The organism is Segatella copri (assembly GCF_026015625.1).
In the GTDB taxonomy this organism is placed as follows: domain Bacteria; phylum Bacteroidota; class Bacteroidia; order Bacteroidales; family Bacteroidaceae; genus Prevotella; species Prevotella copri_H.
In genome coordinates, this window is record NZ_JAPDVG010000001.1 from 2007127 (window position 1) to 2027751 (window position 20625).

Sequence of the window (20625 nt, forward strand, 5' to 3'; positions counted from 1 at the left end):
TATTATCGTTAGATTATATACAAGAGAATTCTTCACTCTTCGTTCATCACTCTTCACTTAATCCTTTCTGCATGATCAGGCAGATAATATCCCAGATGAGGAGGTTGATTATATCCCACATTCTGCCAAGCCACTCCCATACGATAGATATGCTCGTGCATCAGAGTTGGAACCCGATATTCTGTCGGAATATTGGTGGTGAAGATATTGAGATGCGATGCATCGCTCTCATCCCAATAGATAACTTCCTCTCTCCAGTCTCCGAAGAGATCAGCCTGCAGATTAGGAGTTGCCTTCGACCAGTTACAACTCACCGAGTTGCCCATCTCATACAGTTGCTTGCCATTGCTCAAAGGCAACGCCACCGCTTCCTTTCCGTTCCATTTCTGGAGATAAGGAGGGAAATGAGGAGGACGGCCGTTTGCCAGAAGTTCATCCTGCAAGTCGCCATCCCAATAAATCCGGAAGTTCATTGCCGGCATTCTGGAAACAGCTTTGAAACTCGTTTTCTCATTACTTCTGAAATGATCAGCTTCATGATTCTTCTTATAGGATAAAGATGTTTCTGCCGAAACAGTCTTACCCTTGATGTCTCTTACAACAGGAGCATCCGAACACCAAAGTTCATATCCCCGATGCTGGGCATCGATATCAGCAGCCAATCCTCTTCCGGTATCATCCTTATCGAGTGTACGGAACAGGATTTCGCCTGTTCGTGCATCTCGCAGATCAGAACCATAGGGATATTCTTCGTGTACCATATAATATTCCAATCCCGGTCGGTCGGGATCCAGATCAGCAAGATGCTGCGCATCGCCATGTCCCAATCCGGTAGAATACAACAAGGTTCCATCATGGTTGATGGCTGCAGATCCGTAGGTAATCTCGTCACATCCATCCCCATCCACATCGCCCACAGCCAGACTGTGAGTACCCTGGGCATAAGCCGTATTCTTACATCCACGAGCCTCCTTCAGTACCTTTCCATCGGTATCGGTTACCTTCCAGTCGTTGGGAGTCAGCGAAGCATGGAGCCATTTGGTCTTGAGTTCCTTTCCGTCGAAATCTATCGCCCAGAGATAAGAACGGGTATAATAGCCACGGCACATCACGGCACTTGGCTGCTTGTCGGCACCCTCCAGGAAAGCCACACCGGCAAGGTATCGCTCGCCGCGGTTGCCATAGTTGTTCTTATCGCCCCAGACTGAAGAATAGGCAGGAAATCCGTTCTCCAGATGCTCTCCCTCTTCCACCTGCCGGCCTGTACCGAAGGATCGGTTGGGCTGATACCAGATGGTATGCATCGCCTTTCCGGTTTCGCCATTAAAGACTGTAAGCAGTTCGGGACCTGCCATAATGCGACCTCTCGAATTGCGATAATCGGCAGCATTGTCCAGTTCTCGGATTCCGGCATCCGTAGCCGCATCGCTCACAAACTTTCCCTTGGCATCTACCGAACCCGTCGATGTCTTGCAGATCATCTCCGCCTTGCCATCGCCATCGAAATCATAGACCAGGAACTGGGTATAGTGAGCACCGGCACGGATATTCTTACCCAGATTGATGCGCCAGAGTTGGGTTCCATCCAGCTTATAGCAGTCGAAGATGACTTCTCCCGTATAGCCGTCATGCGAATTGTCATGCGAATTGGTTGGGTTCCATTTCAGGATGATTTCGTATTCTCCATCCCCATCCACATCGCCCACGCTACAGTCGTTGGGGGTATATTCGTAGGATTTTCCATCGGGAGTGACACCGCCGGCAGGACGGTTGATGGGCATGGAGCGATAGAGATCGTTCCATGGCTTCACCGCCTTCGAAACTTCTCTTTCAGCCGGAGCATCCATCCTGGGTTCTTTCTGATAAGTGATGATCCGATAAGTATTGGCAGAGGAACCTTTCCGGTCTGTATAATTGGTCAGCTTCACCTGATGGGCGATTATCTTTCCATCCCTCTCCACATCGAAGCATACGTGTTTGCTATCCGTACCCAGCAATCGCCAACTGAGGAAGATTCCCTGGTTCTGGGCAGGCAAAGCCACCAAGCCACGGTCCAGCTTCTCCATCTGCGATACCGGAGTCTGTCCTTGTGCATGGAGATGAGAGCAGGGAGCCATACTCAGCACCATACTCATCATCGGAAATAACATTTGTTTGATTTGCATGATGATAGTTGTTTATTGTTTTATATTCTGCTACAAAAGTACACATAATCCGATTCATCTACCTAGTAATATTATCCAAAGAAGCGAACTATCATACAATTTCCATTATTCCATTCTTACAGTTTTCTGTATGAGAAGAAAAAAGCGATACCTTCTACCGGGAGATGTCAAAGCAAAAATACACTTATTCTTGCCGACTATACTTTATATTTTGACCATTCACCTTTATTTTTTGCCTTTTGCCCATTTTTTGCTTTTCACATTACATTTTCTCTTTCTTTTTGTTTTGTAGTCTAAGGATTTTATCGTATTTTTGCAGAAAAATCAAACGACCTATCAAATGAAAAGAAACAAAAAGACATTCTACATTTTATTCTATATAGCAGGAATCATCAGCATTTGGCTGCTGCCTCTGCAGGCATTCGGCAGCATCAAATTAGACGGGAAGCGACTCTCGGCTAAGGATGGCTTGTCGTGCAATACGGTGAACGATATCATCCAGGATAGAGATGGATTTATCTGGCTCGGTACCCCGAATGGTATGAGCCGATATGATGGCTATCAGTTTATCAACTTCACCTATCTCAGCAAGAACTCCGGGCAAAAGAGTCACCACTCCATCTCCCAGCTCATCAACGACGAGAAACACGGACTCATCTGGGGCTACAATCCATCCAACATCCTCTGCTGCTTCGACCTGGAAACAGCTCATTTCTCCAATTATTTCGATAAGGAGAATGCTGCGCTCTTGAAAAACCGATTCAAGAGCCAGAATGGCATGTGGCTCTTTTCCGGGGATTTCGGAGCCAGATACCTGACCTATAGCAACGGGAAGTTTCACGCCACAGATTATACTACAAAGAATGGCAAACTGATAGGCGATCATCAGCTACAGATGACAGAAGACGCCAAACAGAATGTATGGATCGCATCCGATAAAGGTCTTAACCGCATCACCCCTGATGGCAAGAGCCATCTGATGCTCAAGAACCAGCACATCATCACCCTGACTACTGACGGCAATCATATTGCCGTGCTGACCGACAAGGGCGATGCCTTCCTTTATGACAACTCGGGCAAACTCGTCCGGAAATCCCATCTTCCATCCATGGTGGGATATGTGGGTAAATCGCGCGCCTCCTTCTTCTGGCAGGGAGAATGGTATATCTTTACCCAGGAAGAAACTTTCGCCATGAACCTGAAAACCGGCATCTTCCACAAGCCAGCCATCCAGATACCGAATGCCATGTCGAAATTTTTTCTCAAATCCTATGAGTTTCTTTACGACAAGAAGGGAAACGCCTACCTGTTCAGCAAGAATGGAAAACTCTATAAGAAATTCCATCTGCTGGACGACAAGGCTTACATCAACAGTAGAGACAAGAACTTCGTGGCTGCCGAAGATGCCAACGGAAATGTATATATCGTATCTTATGGTAACGGACTCTTCATCTACAACCGGAAGGAAGATGAACTCCAGCACTTCTCAACAGCTGACAAGAATTCACTCTTCCACTCCAACTTCCTGCTGAGCGTATTCATCGACCGAAGCGGATGCATCTGGATCTGTACGGGAGAGGGCGTATATTGCTGCCGTGAACTAAAGGATCTCAACACAGAGCATGTCAAGATAGAACCAAATATCAACCGGGAATGGAGCAACTACGTGCGCCATATCAGCAACATAGGCAATGACAAGCTCGCCGTCACTACCCGTGCCAACATAACTTACATCTATGATGCCAAAACCCAACAGCGTTCGTTGGAAATGCAGACCGACGCCTGCGTCTATGACTATGCCATCGACCCGCAGGGCAAGAAATGGATAGCCACCAAGGGCGACGGCATCTACATTGACAATGTAAGATATTGGAAATATGAGAAGAACCACTATGCTCCAAGCGCATCCTTCTACAAGACCATCTTCGACAAGCAGGGAAGAGCCTGGATTGCCACCTGGGGAGAAGGTCTGCTCATCACCCCACAGACTACGGGGCAGCAGCCACGGAAATTCGAGCAGTTTCTGAATGCAAACGGCAAGGAAGCCCAAATCCATGATCTGCTTCTGGACCACAAAGGCAGACTCTGGATATGCAGCAACAATGGCATCCTGATGGTGAATACTGTAGAAAAGAAGATTACAGCCCAGAAGTTCCTCCGCTTCAGCGATGAAAACGAAAAGCTGCCGGTAAGCGAAATCAATTGCGGCATCGAGGCACATGACGGAAAACTATGGTTTGCAGCAACAGGAGGTATACTGAAATGCAGCTACAACGAGAAGACCGGGGAACTGAAATACGAGCTGTTTGATACCAGCAAAGGACTCACCGACAACAATACCCGCTCGCTGGAGGAAGACAACTACGGCAATATCTGGATTGGTACAGAGGAAGGAATCTCCCGTCTCAACGCCAAGACTAATGATATCCGTTCGTTCCAGATAGGACGCACCATCTTCAGCAACAACTTTACGGAGAACTGCGCCACCAAGCTGAATGATGGCAGACTGGTATTCGGTGTATCCGACGGTATGATCTTCATCCAGCCATCCCGCACCATCAGTATGCCGCCAGCCCACATGAAGGCAGTCATCACCGACCTCTCCATCAACGGTATCTCGATATACGAAGCAGAAAACGAACAATTCCTAACCAAGGCGCTGAACTATACACGGGAAATCAGCCTGCCACACGACAAGAATTCGTTCAACATCCACTTTTCCAACTTCGATTATCCGCACATCCAGGATGCGATATACCAGTACTATATGGAAGGAATAGACAATACTTGGCGCCCGATGACCAGCATCAACCATGCCGAGTTCAGCGACCTGAACCCTGGCAGCTACACCCTACACATCCGTACCCGTATAGGCAGCAACCAGTGGAGCGAGGAAACCCTGCTGCACATCACCATCTGCCAGCCTTGGTACAATACGGTATGGGCGTGGTGCATCTATCTGCTCATCATCAGCGGAGCCGGAGTGCCCTATTACCGTTCATGGCTGAGAAACTTCGAACTGAACCAGCAGATTGCTTTGGAGAAACAGATGTCTGACTTCCGAATCAACTTCTTCACCCATATCTCTCATGAGTTCCGCACCCCGCTCGCCATCATCCAGAGTGCCGTGGAAAAGATGATGACCAAGGGAGAAGGCTATGCTTCCAAGAACAATATCTATACCCTCTCCAGAGGAACCAAGCGACTGCAGCGACTCATCAACCAGCTGATGGAGTTCCGCAAGATCAATACGGGCAATATGAAGCTGAATGTAGAAAAGGGCGAAATCATCGGTTTCGTGCGAAGCATCTACAATGATTTCTATACCATAGCCAAGCAGAAGGACGTCAGCATGAGTTTCACTCCGTGGACTAGCAGGCATGAGATGCTCTTCGACCAGGAAAAGGTGGAAACCATCGTCTATAACCTGCTGAGCAACGCCGTGAAATATACCCCGGACAGGGGCATCATCAGCGTAAGACTCTATTTGGAGAACGACATCGTATTCTTCTCGGTAGAAGACAACGGTCCGGGCATCAAGCCGGAAAGAGAGGCTGACCTCTTCAAGCCATTCATGCACGGCTATGCTTCCAAGGGCGGTATGGGCATCGGTCTCTTTACGGCGCATCAGATGGCAGAAATCCACAAGGGTTCGCTCACCTATCAGCGTTCCCGGAATCTCGGAGGCAGCCGCTTCTGCCTTGCCCTGCCAGACGATGCCGGCAAGTATCAGCCGGAGGATATCATCGAGAAGAAGGCGCTGGACGGGCACAGCATCGACAAGGACGAGATAGACATGATCGTGAAGGAGATGACTCCGAAAGCCATCAACAACGTTACCGTGATGGTGATAGAAGACGATCCGGACATGCTGGAACAGATCAAGTCGGAGCTGTCGGTCTATTTCCATGTAGAAACATTCATGAACGGAAAGACGGGTTACGAGAACATCCGGAAGATTAAGCCAGCCCTGCTCATCAGCGACATCCAGTTGCCGGAAATGAGCGGCTACGAGATTGTAAGCAACATGAAGGCGGATCCGGAGACGCAGAATATCCCGGTCATCATGCTGACCGCCTTTGATGATACCAGCCATATACTGAAGGCATACAAGAACTTCGTAGATGACTATATGGTGAAGCCTTGCAACTTCAAGCTCCTCATCGCCCGAGCCCTGCAGTTTGTGGCTATGGACCTGAAGGCGAAACAGCAGGCTGAAGAGAAGGCGAAGCTTCAGGAAGAGACCCTGCAGGAGAATGCTCCGCAAGAGAACCCAGAGCAGACGTCAGGCGGAGAAGCTATCCTGATCAAGCCTGTGAAGGAGCTCAAGAAGAATGAGCCAACCCTCCTGATGTCAACCCTCGACAAGAAGTTCAAGGACAAGCTGGAGGCAATCGTGGCACAGCATATCGGCGACAACAACTTCAATGTAGACCGCCTTGCCGAGCTGCTCTGCCTGGGCAGAACCACGGTATATAACCGCACGAAGAGCATCATGGGTGTTTCGCCAAACATCTATATCCAGAACGAGCGCCTGCGCATTGCCGCCAAGCTCCTGCTGGAAGGCGAATACACGGTATCAGAAATCAGCGAGAAGGTTGGTTTCTCCGATGCCACCTATTTCTATAAGTGCTTCAAGAACAAGTATGGAATAGCGCCTAGCAAGTATGGCAAGTAAAGATTGCCTGCCAAATAGATTACAAAAAAAACTCGTTGGCAAATACCAACGAGTTTTTTTTATTCTTATAATCATCCTATTACCAGCCAGGATTCTGCTCCCACTTCTGTCCATATTTTTCATGTTTCAGCATCACGTCGTTAGGAATTGGGAAGAGATACATCTTGTCATCCCACTGGCGCTGTACGGTTTCACGGGTATAGGTGAAGGAACCATCATCATTCCTGGTAATCTTCATCTCCTGAATGTTCTTGAAGAACTTGTCAGCCTCCTTCCAGCGGCGTACATCCCAGAAGCGATGACCCTCGAAGGCAAGCTCTACCATGCGCTCGTTCTGATACTTGCTCCACCACTCATCATTGCTCAACGAAGTAGGGAAATCAGGCATTCCGGCACGCTGGCGAATCTTATCTACAGCCTCGTCTGCCGACATAGGGAGATCGGCACTCGTAGCAGTGGCACTGCCCAGATACTTGAATGCAGCCTCAGCATAGTTGAGATAGAACTCACCCAGACGATAGGTAACCCAGGTATGATAGTCGCCCTGCTTCTTGGTCTTTGAAGTAAGGTCGATATCACCATGCAGCAACTTCTTCAGATAGTAACCCGTAGGAGTGCCACAGATCACCATTCTTGGCGATGGTCAGCTCGAAGCGAGAATCACAGTGACACAATTTATAGACTGTAGTATATTTAGCTTTCAACATACAAACTCGCAAACACTTACCAACGAGTTAGTATTTTATAATAATCATTGAACACCTTTTCAAAAAACATTATTTTTTTACGATAGGAACATTAGGATATTCTTCTAAATACAGGTGGTCATCAAAACGAGAATAATCCCATTTTAAATAAGGAACAAACTTGTGATATAAAGAAACCATGTTACCTTCTTTTGTATTTATCTTTATGTTAAACAGAGAAATGAAATCTGAAAATGTATCAAACTCTGAACGAGCTCCAGGAAGACCATCAGGCGTAGTTGGTATATAAGTTTCAATTGGAGCTTGTGAAATATCCATGTCATCTATAACGTTACCATCTTCATCCCAAAAAGGTAAAGTAACAAGATAATATGAATTTCCCATTGTGTATGTTTTGCCATATAGCCAATTACCATTTGTAATAAAATCCACCATACCGTGATCAGAATATTTGGTACCAAAAGCATTTTGAACACAAGGACCACCTATTTGAGTTTCCACCCTAACTCGAGCAGGATTAGAACCACCTAACCTAGAAACCAAATCAGGATTAAAGACAACATACTCTCTATTGTCCCAATCAGTACTAGCATACATCCTATAATCGAACCAAAATGGAATCCCAATATTTTGCTTTTCTAAAACCACATAAGGATTTACAAGAACAGCAGGCTTCTTCGTAAGGCACCAAACTCCTAATCGCCCAACATTTTTCACAGATATAGACATAGACAAAGGCACAATCAATCCTGTTTGCAATGTTTTCATCTCACCTTCTAATTCTACAGTTCCTACAGTATTCAACTGAACAGATTGAGTGGTTTGAGTTGTCTTGGAAAACGATCCAATAAAAGAACCTAAAGCAGCTCCCACAGCAGAGGTAACTAAAGAACCAGCCCCACTGCTAAGAGACTTTTTCACATCATCTCCAAAGTTGGCATCCTTTACTTGATCTGAAACCCAATCTTTGGCAGTATTTCCAACTAAACTTGCAACACCTTTGACCACTCCATTCAATGGATTAGATGTCGTAGTAGATATAACAGTACCCTTTGTCTTAGAATTAAGTTTGCCATCAAGTTTTATTGATGAAGTTGTCATCGACATCGGTATAATTTGCAAGCTACCCTCTGTAAAATCTGGATCATAAGCCAATTCTACCTGAAAACAATTCCACCCAACATTAAAACCTCTAGAATCGTCACTCGTAATATTACTTAAATAAATATCTCGCACAGATTTATCTGTAGACAATCGAGCATATTCACCAGTAAAGGCCAAAAAGGATTGAGGATTTTCAAAATGAAGCTTCCATATTGCTGTATTTTGTAAATTTGAGCTATTTTGCTCTAAATAATAAAATATCTTTAGTATTCCTGTATAATGATTATGAAAAATCAAATAATTCATACCATTTTCTCCATATCCATTCACCGTATGAGCTATTAAATCCCATCCATCACTCGGAAGAATATCGGTACGGATTTCATAAGGTATAGTACCAGAAGTGATTTTCTTATTCCATGGAGTATGAACATAACTACCAGAAGCCAATTGCACAGTTTCCCATTTTTCCCAGCTTGACGTGACAACAGAACTTCTTGTTAAATTATTCCATCTATTGGGATATGCAACTTTGCCATTTGTTGAGTCACACTTTTCAAATGACAAAGTCTGATGATCAACAATATTGTCAACACTACAAGAAGAAAGGAAAATCAAAAACAACAGATAATATTTAAACGTTCTCATTTATTCTCTTTTTTAAAGGGCATGCCCGTTTCAAAAAACAAGCATGCCATGTTATTTATTCAGAAACGAAATACAATCCCCAAACATTTGGATATTCTTTCAATATATCCAAGAATGCCAAAGTTTGTTTTTTAAGTAATTCATCTTTTACATCTGCGAACTTTCCTCGAACATACAAATCCATCGCATTTGCATTATATGGACTATTCAACATAATAGCCAACTTACCATCTACATCGTAAGCAGCTCTCAATATATACTTATCTTCTGATTTATATTTAGTGAACAGCCTTTCTACATCTGGAGTACCCACATTCAAGAACTTAGCAGTAAAAGACTCTGCCTGCGCTTTCGTAAATTCCAGAATCATGTCATGACTTTGATTCGTAAGCCAATACTTTATCGTCATTAGATTAGAAGACACAGTTTCACCTTTATTATTGCTCAACATATCTATTGTCAACTTGCCATCATTAGAGAAAGTCAACTTTGCTACAGAATCTGTCTTTGCATAAAGATTTGACATACCAGACAATGTACTTTCTGCAAGTTGTGAATAAGCATATTCCACGCCGTCAATTGTCATAAATCTTGCATCGCCACTCTTTACAGCAGTACAAACTTTTTTGAAATTAAAAGTAAAGGGTTGTTTTAGCAAAGCTTCTTTAACAACATTATATACCACCTTCAGTTTGAAGTAATGACCTACACTAGATCTCGATGGGAAATAGACACCACTCACGGTCATGTCGTAATCGGAATTCTCGACCTTTCCCTGATACTGGATTTCATCAGCCTGTGGAAGAACATCCACAACCAACTGAATGTCATCATCAGATGAAGGAACGATACCAGAGATGGTCATCTTCATCTTGGTAGAATCTCCTTCTACCGCCTCAAACTTAGCCTTGACGTCATCCTTGCGAGGAGAGGTAACACCATTCCAAATAAAACTATAATTGGAAGCAACCAACTCTTGGTTCAGCATCACCTTGCTGCTCATCACGCCAGCATTATCATCGTCAGAGCAAGAGGCGAAAACAAGGATGCCCAAAAGGACTAATACATATTTTTCAAAAAAACTATATACTTTCATAATCGTTACTGTTTAAGTTATCGGCTAAGGTTTTTACGCCTTAGCCAATAGTATATTATAATTGTTTTTGTTACCAGCCAGGATTCTGCTCCCACTTCTGACCATATTTCTCGTGCTTCAGCATCACGTCGTTAGGAATAGGGAAGAGATACATCTTGTCATCCCACTGGCGCTGTACGGTTTCACGGGTATAGGTGAAGGAACCATCATCGTTCCTGGTAATCTTCATCTCCTGAATGTTCTTGAAGAACTTGTCTGCCTCCTTCCATCGGCGTACATCCCAGAAGCGATGACCCTCGAAAGCCAACTCTACCATACGCTCGTTCTGATACTTGCTCCACCACTCATCATTGCTCAACGAAGTAGGGAAATCAGGCATACCGGCACGCTTGCGAATCTTATCTACAGCCTCGTCTGCCGACATAGGGAGATCGGCACTCGTAGCAGTGGCACTGCCCAGATACTTGAATGCAGCCTCAGCATAGTTGAGATAGAACTCACCCAGACGATAGGTAACCCAGGTATGATAGTCGCCCTGCTTCTTGGTCTTTGAAGTAAGGTCGATATCACCATGCAGCAACTTCTTCAGATAGTAACCCGTAGGAGTAGCACCCACCAATGGCTCGGCATTCACACCGCCATAATAGGTCTGGAGAGCAGCCTTCTTATAGTTGGCTGCAGTAGGCCATACATCACCATTCTTGGCAATGGTCAGCTCGAAGCGAGGGTCACGGCCAGCGTAAGGATTCTGCTCATCATAACCACTGCCAGCCTCATTGATACCCTTACCCGTAGCCTTCATCTCGTAGGCATCCACCAGGTTCTGGGATGGACAGTTTCTACCGGAAGCAGAATAACTAGCCTTTGCCATATCGATACCAAACGGATAGTTGTAGCTCTCTACTACATTATCTGATGGATCGGTAGAAGAAATCTTGCTACCATAGATACGGCGACCGAAGATGATCTCGCACTTCTTGTCGGCATCCTTGTAATTATTGGTTGACCAGAGATCAGCATACTTGGCAGCGAGCTTCATGCCTCTTGCCTCGCAGGCATCCAGCAATTCCTTGGTATAGAGAGCAGCCTTGTGGTAACGCTCCTTATCGCCTGAAGGATTGAAGAGCGGACTTGCCCAATAGAGCGCTGCACGAGCCTTGAGGGCAAGAACGGTCAGGTTGTTGGCACGTCCATCCTCGGCAGTACTCAGAGCCATGCTTCCCAGGTCAGAGTAATCCTTGATGATGCTGTCCTTTACGGCATCACATTCATCGAAGATGTACTGGAACACCTCATCAGATGACTTGCGAGGCTGATTGTTGACATCAGCTGCCGCCATCTCAGGGTCGATGACAGGCACACCACCATACTGGCGAACGAGATTGAAATAGAAGTAAGCACGCCAGAAGCGGGCCTCCCACTTATAGTTCTCGTAACGGAACATCTGCTGCTGATAGTCGGCATTGAGCTCGAAATCCTCGAACTTCAAGTCCTGGAAATCCTTCAATACCACATTGCAGGTCTTGATGCCCTTATACATATTGCGCCAGAGCGAACCCTGGGCGTTGGATGGGCTCCAGCTGCCGTTATAGAAGGTCTCGATGCTGGTACCGCTCACGGAGTAAACACTCTCGTCGGTGGCAGAGGCAAGCATGCCTCCGCCAAAGTTCTGACCATAATCATAGTCTGCATAATTGTAGATATCGGTCATGAAACCACCCACCTTCTCGAAGGTCTGAATCACATAATCCTTATCCTTGACTACCGTCTCGCTGTAATCCATCTTATCGCTGCAAGATGCCAGCGCCAAGAGTCCGAACAGACCATATACTAATTTATTTGTTTTCATTATTGTTCTACTTTAAGATAATTAGAATGTTACTGACAAACCAGCCACGATACTGCGATTCAGAGGATTGGTTGCACCGAATACCTCAGGATCTGACTCATCGAGATGGTCGAAGCTAAACAAATCTACACCACGTACATACAACTTGGCTGCATTCAGGAGCTTGGTCTTGGCGAGCATCGCCTTAGGGAAGTTGTAATAAACCTCGATGTTGCGAAGCTTGAAGAATGAGCGGTCAAACATCCAGAGGGTGTTTGTATTGTAGTTGTTGGCATTGCTGGTTGAGCTCAGCGCCGGGAACTTGGCTGTGCCGGCTGTCTCAGGAGTCCAGCGATTGTCGTAGTAGTACTGAGAGATGGTGGTGTTGCCCACCAGCGGCTTGTACATACTCTTGGTAGAAAGCACGCCGCTATAACGGCCTGTGCCCTGGAACATCGCATCAATACCCAGTCCCTTCCACTCTACTCCCAAATGGATATTGTAGTAGATTTCTGGAGCCACGGTAGAATATCCGATGGCAGTCTTGTCGTTGGTATCAATCTGTCCGTCACCGTTCACATCCTCATACTTGATGTCGCCCGGACGAGGAGTGCTGCCCAGAAGCTGTGGCTTGGAAGCATCGATGTCAGCCTGGTCCTTGAAGAAGCCGATAGCCTTGTAGCCGAAGAGCTGGCTTACGCGATGGCCGGTGCTTACCAGGTTAGGATAGAGCTTAGGAGCCTCATCCTGCTCCTTGATCTGGCTGCGATAGTAATCGATGTTGGCACCGATGTTGAACTTCACTTCGCCAATCTGCTTGTTGTAGTCGAGACTTGCCTCCCAACCCCAGCTATCCACGATACCATCGCCCTCGTATGGAGCATCCACACCCAACTCTGAAGAATACTTGCCTGCGGTAGATACCCAGATGTTGGAACGGCGCTGGTAGAAACCATCAAAGCTGAAATCGAGACCACCGAAGAGGGTGGCATCTACTCCGGCATTGAACTTGGCTGCCTTCTCACGGGTCAGACCGGAAGTGGCAATGGCATCAAGATAGGTTCTGCCGAAATCGCTCTGGAAACCGCTGTTGAACGGATAGGTACCACCAGTTGTCTGATACTGCTGCATATAGTACATCCATCCGCTCGAAGGCAGGATGTCGGTCTGAATGATGCCGTAGGACGCACGGAGCTTGAGGAAATCCACCCAGTTGAGATTCTTCATGAAGTTCTCCTTGGAGAGTACCCAGGCTGCTGATACCGTAGGCGACAATGCCCACTTGCTGCCAGGAGCCAGACGGTTGGAACCGGATTCTACCAGGGCAAGGTCGAGGAAGTAGCGATCGAGCAGACCATAGTGGGTGTACCAGCTGATGTTCTGGCGATAGAGCGTACTGTTGATGGCAAACTCATCGCTGAACTCGTAATCGTACTTCAACTGGCTGTAGATGCTGTGGGCGTCGAAGGTATTCTGATAGTCGGCACTGGCATCGGCATGGAAACGGCGGGTGAAGCTGTTGGTGGAGATAGAGGCACCGAGATCGCTCTCAGAACCACCCGTGAATGCCTTGCCCAACTGAGGTTTGCCATCCAACCAGTCGACTACCGTAGGACTTCCATATACGTATGTCTTGCTATAATTCTCGTAGATGTTGGAGAAATGGTCGTAAGCGATGCGGCCCTGAACAGCCAGACCCTTCAATACCGCAGGGAGTTCCTGGCGGATAGTGAGGTCGGTATAGATACCACGGTTGTGATTTCTGGAGTAACCGGCATCCTGCGACTGCGCCACAGGGTTAACGGTACCCGCCCAGGTAGAGTTACCACCCCACTTGCCATCCTCGCCCTTCACGGCGAAGGCAGCAGAAGGCAGGCCATAGACCATATCCCACAACTTGGCAGAATTGCCTGGAGCATTCGACTCGGCGAGCACACCCAGGAGGTTCACCTTCATGGTAGTATTCTTCGAGAGAATCATATCCATATTCATGCGCAGGTTGCCCTTCACATATTTATTATTGGTAGAATATCCCTCGTGGGTATCCGGATTCTTCACGAAACCATTGTCATACTGCAGGTCGAGCAAGGCATAGTACTTGAACTTCTCGCCACCGCCCGTAAACGAAGCGTTGAGCATATTGGTAACGCTGTGGTTGCGGAAGGTTTCATCCACCCAGTTAACGTTAGGATAGAGATAAGGATATTTGCCTGATCCGAAGGCATCCACCTCTTCCTGGGTATATCTAGGGTTCTCGAAGCCGTCGTTGGCATAAGCCTCGTTCATCGCCTTGGCATAGGTCTGCGCATCCACGAACTTAGGCTTGTGAGCCATGAAATTGATGGCATGGTCCAGATTCACCTTGATTTCCTTGGAATTGAACTTACCGCGTTTGGTAGTGATGAGCACCACGCCGTTGGCACCCTTGTAGCCATAGAGTGCAGTGGCAGCAGCATCCTTCAATACGGATACGCTCTCCACTTCCTCGGCAGAGATATACTGGATATCACGCTCGATACCATCTACCACGAAAAGTGGGGTATTGCCATCCAGACTCTGCATGCCGCGGATGTAGAAGGTAGGATTGATGCCGGCATAGTTGCCGGAATTCTGCAGCGAAATCAGGCCGGAACCCTGTCCCAGGATAGAGTTGCCGATATTCTTGGCGCTGCGCTTGTTGGTACTCTCGCTGGTGATGACAGACACTGCTGAAGTTGACTGTTCGCGGGAGAAGTTCACATTGGCACCCACATCGATGCTCTGAGCCGCATAGCGATGAGGAGCAATGGTATCTATTTTGACTTGTGCTGAAGCTGGCAGGCTCAGGAGAGCCATCGCCATCAGTACAGCATTCTTATTATTTTTCATCGAATTTACTTTTTTAATCTGTAACTTTAATCAAGTAACCTTTACTCAAGAGATAACCTCCGGCGGGATTACCAGCCTGGGTTCTGAACGAGATAACCCTTCAACACCTCGGTCTGTGGGAATGGGAACAGATACCACTTTACATCGAATCCATTCCACCATGCACGGGCTCCCGTGGTGATAGGCAGGCGCTTATACTCAAAATGAGATGGCTCATACCAGGCATCATTGTTCTTATTCAGCTTCTTGTTGGTTCTGTCGCCATTATACCATTTGTTGGTAGTGGTCTCCCACTTGCCCGTAGCATCATCCTTCACCTGGCGATAGATGACCAGACGATGGAGCGTGCGGCTGAAGAGGTCGGCTCTCTTATAGCGCTTCATATCGAAGAAACGGGTGTTCTCGAATCCCAGCTCGCAGGCACGCTCGCGCAGCAACTCTTCCAGGAGATTATCCTTGTTGGTGGTAAGATTCTCTGATGGGTTGCATTCTGCAAGTCCCTTCAAACCTACACGGGCACGGATCTTGTCGATGTATTCCAAAGCCTTGACATTGTTGCCGTCAGCCTGAAGCAGAGCCTCTGCATAGATGAGATAGAGGTCGGAAAGACGCATCTCTACCCAGTGTGGCTTCTCGCGCTCGTAGGCTGAACCGGTGATTCCGTCGGCAATATACTTGTTATGGAAATAGCCTGTAGCAAAAGCACCCACACAATTTTTTGGATCTGTACCGGCATTGGTACCACCCACATACAACTCTACATTCTGACCGGTTGACTTGCCGTCGCCCACATTCACCTTGTCACGCTGACCGTTCACACTTACTGTTTCGTAAAGACGAGGGTCGCGGGTGTATTTCACGTTCTGCAGCTCCTGCTTGCCAACCTTTCTATCACCCTTGATGAACATGTGGTCCAATTCGCCAGCCTTCTCGGTCTCCTCCCAGTTGAATGGCTTTCCATCAGCCCATGGGAACATCTCTACAAACTCCTGGGTAGGACAATAAGCCTGGCGGTCGAGGGTACGCATATACTGACGTGCCGCCCAGCAATACTTGGAGTTGTGGTTGTTGTCAGTAACGCGGGTCTCGAAGATGACCTCCGGACTAGCCTGGCTGATATACGCAAAGCGATAGGCAAAGCGATAAGCCTCGGTAGTCTGGGCTGTAGGCTCTACGAGATGGTAAGGATTGCCGTTGTTGGCATTCTCATTGAAGAAGTCTTCACATGCCTTCTTGCACTGCTGCCACAACTCAGGCTTCTTGCCCCCCATCCAAGCCAGACTGTCCTGACTCACATTCTCCATGGAATACTTGCCGCTGTAATATGGCTGGTCGTCGTTGAACAATGGAGAAGCAGCAAACTGCAGTACACGGCACTTCATCGCCATGGCAGCCGCCTTGGTCCAGTGTGCCTTCATGGTAGTGACATCATCATCAGAATAAGCAAAAGGAAGGGCTCCGGAATTGATAGCCTCATCATACAGCTTGAGGATGAAATTGAGTGTCTTCTCTACCGAAGCACGTGGCGCATCCAGCTTATCTCCGTTTACATCGTATGAGTGAGTAACCAGAGGCAGACCGCCGTACATGCGGAAGAGGTTGAAGTAGGAAGATGCAATCAGGCACTTCGCCTCAGCCACATACTGCTTTTTGGTAGCCTCATCCATATCAGGCACACGGTCGATATTCTCCATCAGGAGGTAGCAGGCATGCACCATCTCCCAGATGTTCTCCTTGTCAAAACCATAGATGGCGTTGCTGCTGGCTGCTGTCATGTAATCATCATACACCAAATTATAGATAGCAACTTTAGATGTAGGATTGTGCCAGCAGTCTGACATTGCCTCAATCTGACCACTAAAGTAACTGTGGGAGTTACCGTCACCCGCCTTGAAAGGCAGACCGTAGTACTGGTTCTTATAAATACCGGTCAAGAACTGCTGGGTATATTCTGCACTATTGAAGATGGTATCAATGGTAACATCGCCACCCGGAGTCTTTTCGATGAAGGAATCTCCAAACTTGATCTGCTCTGTACAACCCGTCACCGCAGAACCGATAACGGCCGAAAGAACGATTCCTCTGAATATATTGTTAAGTTTCATTGTATTTACCTTATTTATATATATTAATGTGTAATATATTAGAAGCCCACCTTCAAAGACAGCATATAGGTACGCTGCAATGGATAGGATGGTGCAGTGGTAGCACGTGCCTCAGGATCACCCCAGATATAAGGAGTGAAGGTAAGGAGGTTGTAACCGCTGAATGCCAGCTGCAACTGGTTCATACCCATGCGCTTCATGAACGGAGCGTTGAAATCGTAGGAAATCTGCAGGGTCTTCAGGCGCAGATACTTCGCATCCTTCTCATAGAGGGTAGAAGTGGCGTAGTTGTTGTCCCAGGCATCCCATGATGCACGTGGATACTTCGCACTCTGGGATGGATTATCGGCTGTCCAGCTGTTCTCCACCACATACTTCAGGAGTCCACCCATAGTGTTAGAGGTCTTGTTGTAGAATGGCATGCGGAACACACCATCCAGCATACGGCTCACGTTCCAGGCACCCGTCCACTGAGTATTGACAGACCATCCCTTGTAGCTGAATCCGAGGTTCAGACCAACCATATACTCAGGATCATCGGTATAGCCCAGGTCGCGGGTCATATCGTTCCGGTCTATCTTTCCATCGTGATTCAAATCCACATACACGGCATCACCAGGCTGGATGTTCTCTACCAGCTGGGTAGGGAATTTCTCGCCGAAAGTCTTCTCATAGAGTGCCGGTGTCTGCTCGTCGTAATAACGCCAGAACTGATACATGCTGCGGGCACCCAGACGATGGTTCTTTGCCATCTGATAAGCCTCTGGCTGCAGAGCCTCACCATTGTTGATCAGCTCATTCTGGTTGTAAGAGAGGTTGACACCTGCCCAATATCTGAAGTTCTTGCCTATCTTGTCCTGCCACTTCAGGGATGCTTCCCATCCCCAGCTGTTCACCTCACCATCGTTGGTGTAAGGCATCTTGAAACCGATGATGGTAGGTACATTGTTGTCAATCATCATGATGTCGGTACGGTGCTCGTAGTAGTAATCGAAGCTACCACGGAGCTTATCCTTCAGGAAGTTGATGTCGATACCATAGTCCTGCTTATAGGCGTGCTCCCAGGTGATGTCGGCATTGTGGCGCGCCATCTCGTAGGCTCCCTTCCATACGGTAGTGTTGTTAACACCGAAGATGTATCCATATCCATCACGGGTAGAAACATTACCATTATTGATGGCGAAAGGATCGGCGGTGTACATAAAGCGATTACCGTTCAGATTAGCATTACCTACCAGACCGTAGCTGGCACGAAGCTTCAGGAAGCTTACTGCCTTGGTGAGCGGCTTGAAGAATGGCTCATCGCTGACTACCCAACCCACAGACATTGCTGGGAAGGTTCCGTAACGCTTGCCCGGAGCAAAGTTCTCGGAACCATTGTAACCCACGTTGAACTCTGCCATATAGCGGTTGTTCCAGTCGTAGGTAACACGACCTACCAGACCTACCTGGCGGTGAGGCACATTGGTATAGGTGCTCGGATAATAGCTGCTGTCCTGATTGTAGAGCAGGATGGCACCCACATTGTTCAAACCGAAGGAACGGTTATAGTTAAGACCTGCCTCAAAATACCAGTAACGACTGCGACCGGTCTTCTCTTCATACTTCAACTGCTCTTCGTTACCATATTTCTTATATTTATAGGTACCGTCGTCCTGGAGTACAGGGGTATAGGTAGCCTTCTTGGCGTATGCATTCTTATTGATGGCGTAGGCACCATTGTAGGAAGCCTTCATCTTGAAAGAGAGACCCTTGGTAATCACATCGAGCTTCTGCTTCAACTGGAGGTCGAACTGCAGCTTGTTGTTGGTAGTCTTCATGAAACCGCCATTCACATCATTATTGCCGAAATAGGTAATACCGCTCCCCCCCACGAAAGGAAGCTGGTCGGTACCGCAATCCTCATACTGGGTCTCGGTAGCGATGTATCTGCCATTGATGATACCAGGACTGGAGAATGGAGTAGCCTGATAAGCCTCGTTGATCAGACCAGATGATCCCTGACCAGAATATGGCTTGTTGGCATTATCTACCTTACCTGCCAGATTGAAGGAGATGGTGGTTGTCTTGGTGACATCCAGGTCGAGGTTGGCACGGTAGTTGAAACTGTTATACTGATAACCGAAATCGTAATCCTGACCAAACTCCTTGAACAGACCACCCTGAGTATAGTAACCAACATTGATGAAGTAGCGTGCCGTCTTTGTACCACCGCTGATATTCAGATTGTGTTTACTCTGCATAGTAGCATCCTTCATAATGTATTCAGCCCACAAGGTGCTAGGGAAACGGACAGGATCACTTCCATCCTTGAACTTCTGGATAACGACATCAGAGAACTGAGGACTCAACGGATCACCATTCTTGCCATGCGAATTCTGGCGCATCATATTATGGAAGGTAGCATACTCGTAGCTGTTTGCCTGCTCTACCATCTTGGTAGGAGTCAGGATTCCCCATGAAGTAGAACCGCTGATCTTGGTCTTACCCTCCTGACCACGCTTGGTGGTAATCAGGATCACACCGTTGGCACCACGCACACCGAATACGGCTGTGGCAGAAGCATCCTTCAAAACGGTGATGCTCTCGATTTCCTCAGGATCCACATCGCTCATGCTTCGCTCTACACCATCCACCTGAACCAAAGGGTCGGCACCATTGAAAGATGCCTTACCACGAACAAATACGCTCGCAGCATCTGAACCCGGCTCACCGGAATACTGTACGGTGGTAACACCCGAAAGCTGACCACCGAGCACATTGTTGACATTACCAACAGGGGTACGGACCAGGTCTTCGCTCTTCACGCTGGAGAGGGCACCGGTAACAGTAACCTTCTTCTGTACACCATAGGCAACCACTTCTACAGCCTTGAGGGAAGTAGCCTCTTCTTTCAAGACCACCTGCATGCCGTTTTTGGCAACCACAGTCTGGGATACGAATCCAATGTAACTGATCTTCAACTTGGCACCTGGCTTCACGTTGAGAGAGAAGTTACCATCAAAGTCTGTTACTGTACCCTGGGTAACTTTCTGTCCCTCGATGATAACACTAGCTCCAATAACGGCTTCACCATTGGCATCAACCACTGTACCTTTTACGATACCTGTTTGCTGAGCTATAGCCGTAGTCGCTTTAGCAGAACCTGCGCCTCCGCAAAGAGGGGCAAGCATCAATGCCGTGCAAAACAAAGTTGCAGGCACTGCCGAACTTTTCATAAATAGCTTGTTATTCATTTTGTTTATTATGACGTTAAGATTTTATTTTTTTCGGTTCGACCATCTTGCTTCCAGCTTTAGAATAATGTTGTTTTTTAGGATTTCAATTATCTTGCTTTGCGATTGATGATCTCGCTTTGTTAGTTGCAAATCCTATTCTAAAAGGATTTCTGCTGCAAAACTATCAAATAACCTTGTTTTTCATATA

8 protein-coding genes and 1 pseudogene are annotated in these 20625 nt (G+C 47.1%); 1 reads left to right on the forward strand and 8 read right to left on the reverse strand.

The genetic code is table 11. The annotated features are described in order from the left end of the window. Positions 1-53: 53 nt before the first annotated feature. Positions 54-2165, reverse strand: coding sequence for a rhamnogalacturonan lyase (locus ONT19_RS08740; protein WP_264952687.1), 2112 nt, complete (start codon positions 2163-2165; stop codon positions 54-56). 340 nt (positions 2166-2505) lie between these two features. Between ONT19_RS08740 and ONT19_RS08745 the strand changes: the two genes are divergently transcribed. Next, positions 2506-6843 carry a hybrid sensor histidine kinase/response regulator transcription factor gene (locus tag ONT19_RS08745; protein ID WP_264952686.1) on the forward strand — a complete coding sequence of 1446 codons (4338 nt, stop codon included), beginning with the start codon at positions 2506-2508 and terminating at the stop codon, positions 6841-6843. Positions 6844-6922: 79 nt separating this feature from the next. On the opposite strand, the pseudogene ONT19_RS08750 reads toward ONT19_RS08745, so the two are convergent. The 7 genes and pseudogenes from ONT19_RS08750 to ONT19_RS08780 form a co-directional block, all read right to left on the reverse strand. Further along, positions 6923-7462, reverse strand: a pseudogene (locus tag ONT19_RS08750) (RagB/SusD family nutrient uptake outer membrane protein); the annotation flags it as partial. 157 nt (positions 7463-7619) lie between these two features. After that, positions 7620-9302: a hypothetical protein gene (locus ONT19_RS08755; RefSeq protein ID WP_264901068.1), complete on the reverse strand. Its 1683-nt coding sequence runs from the start codon at positions 9300-9302 to the stop codon at positions 7620-7622. A 55-nt stretch (positions 9303-9357) separates the two neighbouring features. Beyond that, positions 9358-10398 carry a hypothetical protein gene (locus ONT19_RS08760; protein WP_147468740.1) on the reverse strand — a complete coding sequence of 347 codons (1041 nt, stop codon included), beginning with the start codon at positions 10396-10398 and terminating at the stop codon, positions 9358-9360. 70 nt (positions 10399-10468) lie between these two features. Further along, positions 10469-12247: a RagB/SusD family nutrient uptake outer membrane protein gene (locus tag ONT19_RS08765; protein ID WP_264952684.1), complete on the reverse strand. Its 1779-nt coding sequence runs from the start codon at positions 12245-12247 to the stop codon at positions 10469-10471. A gap of 21 nt (positions 12248-12268) precedes the next feature. Next, positions 12269-15094, reverse strand: a complete 2826-nt coding sequence (locus ONT19_RS08770) for a SusC/RagA family TonB-linked outer membrane protein (protein WP_264952683.1) — start codon at positions 15092-15094, stop codon at positions 12269-12271. A gap of 68 nt (positions 15095-15162) precedes the next feature. Then, entirely contained in the window at positions 15163-17199 is a 2037-nt protein-coding gene (locus tag ONT19_RS08775) for a RagB/SusD family nutrient uptake outer membrane protein (protein WP_264952682.1), read from the reverse strand. A gap of 38 nt (positions 17200-17237) precedes the next feature. Then, a complete protein-coding gene (locus ONT19_RS08780; protein WP_264952681.1) occupies positions 17238-20435 on the reverse strand; it encodes a SusC/RagA family TonB-linked outer membrane protein in 3198 nt (1065 codons plus the stop codon). Between the last annotated feature and the right edge of the window lie 190 nt (positions 20436-20625).

Excerpts from the sequence above, each read along its gene's own strand:
- ONT19_RS08740 (WP_264952687.1), bottom strand. The coding sequence starts at position 2,165 with ATGCAAATCAAACAAATGTTATTTCCGATGATGAGTATGGTGCTGAGT.
- ONT19_RS08745 (WP_264952686.1), top strand. The coding sequence starts at position 2,506 with ATGAAAAGAAACAAAAAGACATTCTACATTTTATTCTATATAGCAGGA.
- ONT19_RS08755 (WP_264901068.1), bottom strand. The coding sequence starts at position 9,302 with ATGAGAACGTTTAAATATTATCTGTTGTTTTTGATTTTCCTTTCTTCT.
- ONT19_RS08770 (WP_264952683.1), bottom strand. The coding sequence starts at position 15,094 with ATGAAAAATAATAAGAATGCTGTACTGATGGCGATGGCTCTCCTGAGC.
- ONT19_RS08780 (WP_264952681.1), bottom strand. The coding sequence starts at position 20,435 with ATGAATAACAAGCTATTTATGAAAAGTTCGGCAGTGCCTGCAACTTTG.
- ONT19_RS08765 (WP_264952684.1), bottom strand. The coding sequence starts at position 12,247 with ATGAAAACAAATAAATTAGTATATGGTCTGTTCGGACTCTTGGCGCTG.
- ONT19_RS08775 (WP_264952682.1), bottom strand. The coding sequence starts at position 17,199 with ATGAAACTTAACAATATATTCAGAGGAATCGTTCTTTCGGCCGTTATC.
- ONT19_RS08760 (WP_147468740.1), bottom strand. The coding sequence starts at position 10,398 with ATGAAAGTATATAGTTTTTTTGAAAAATATGTATTAGTCCTTTTGGGC.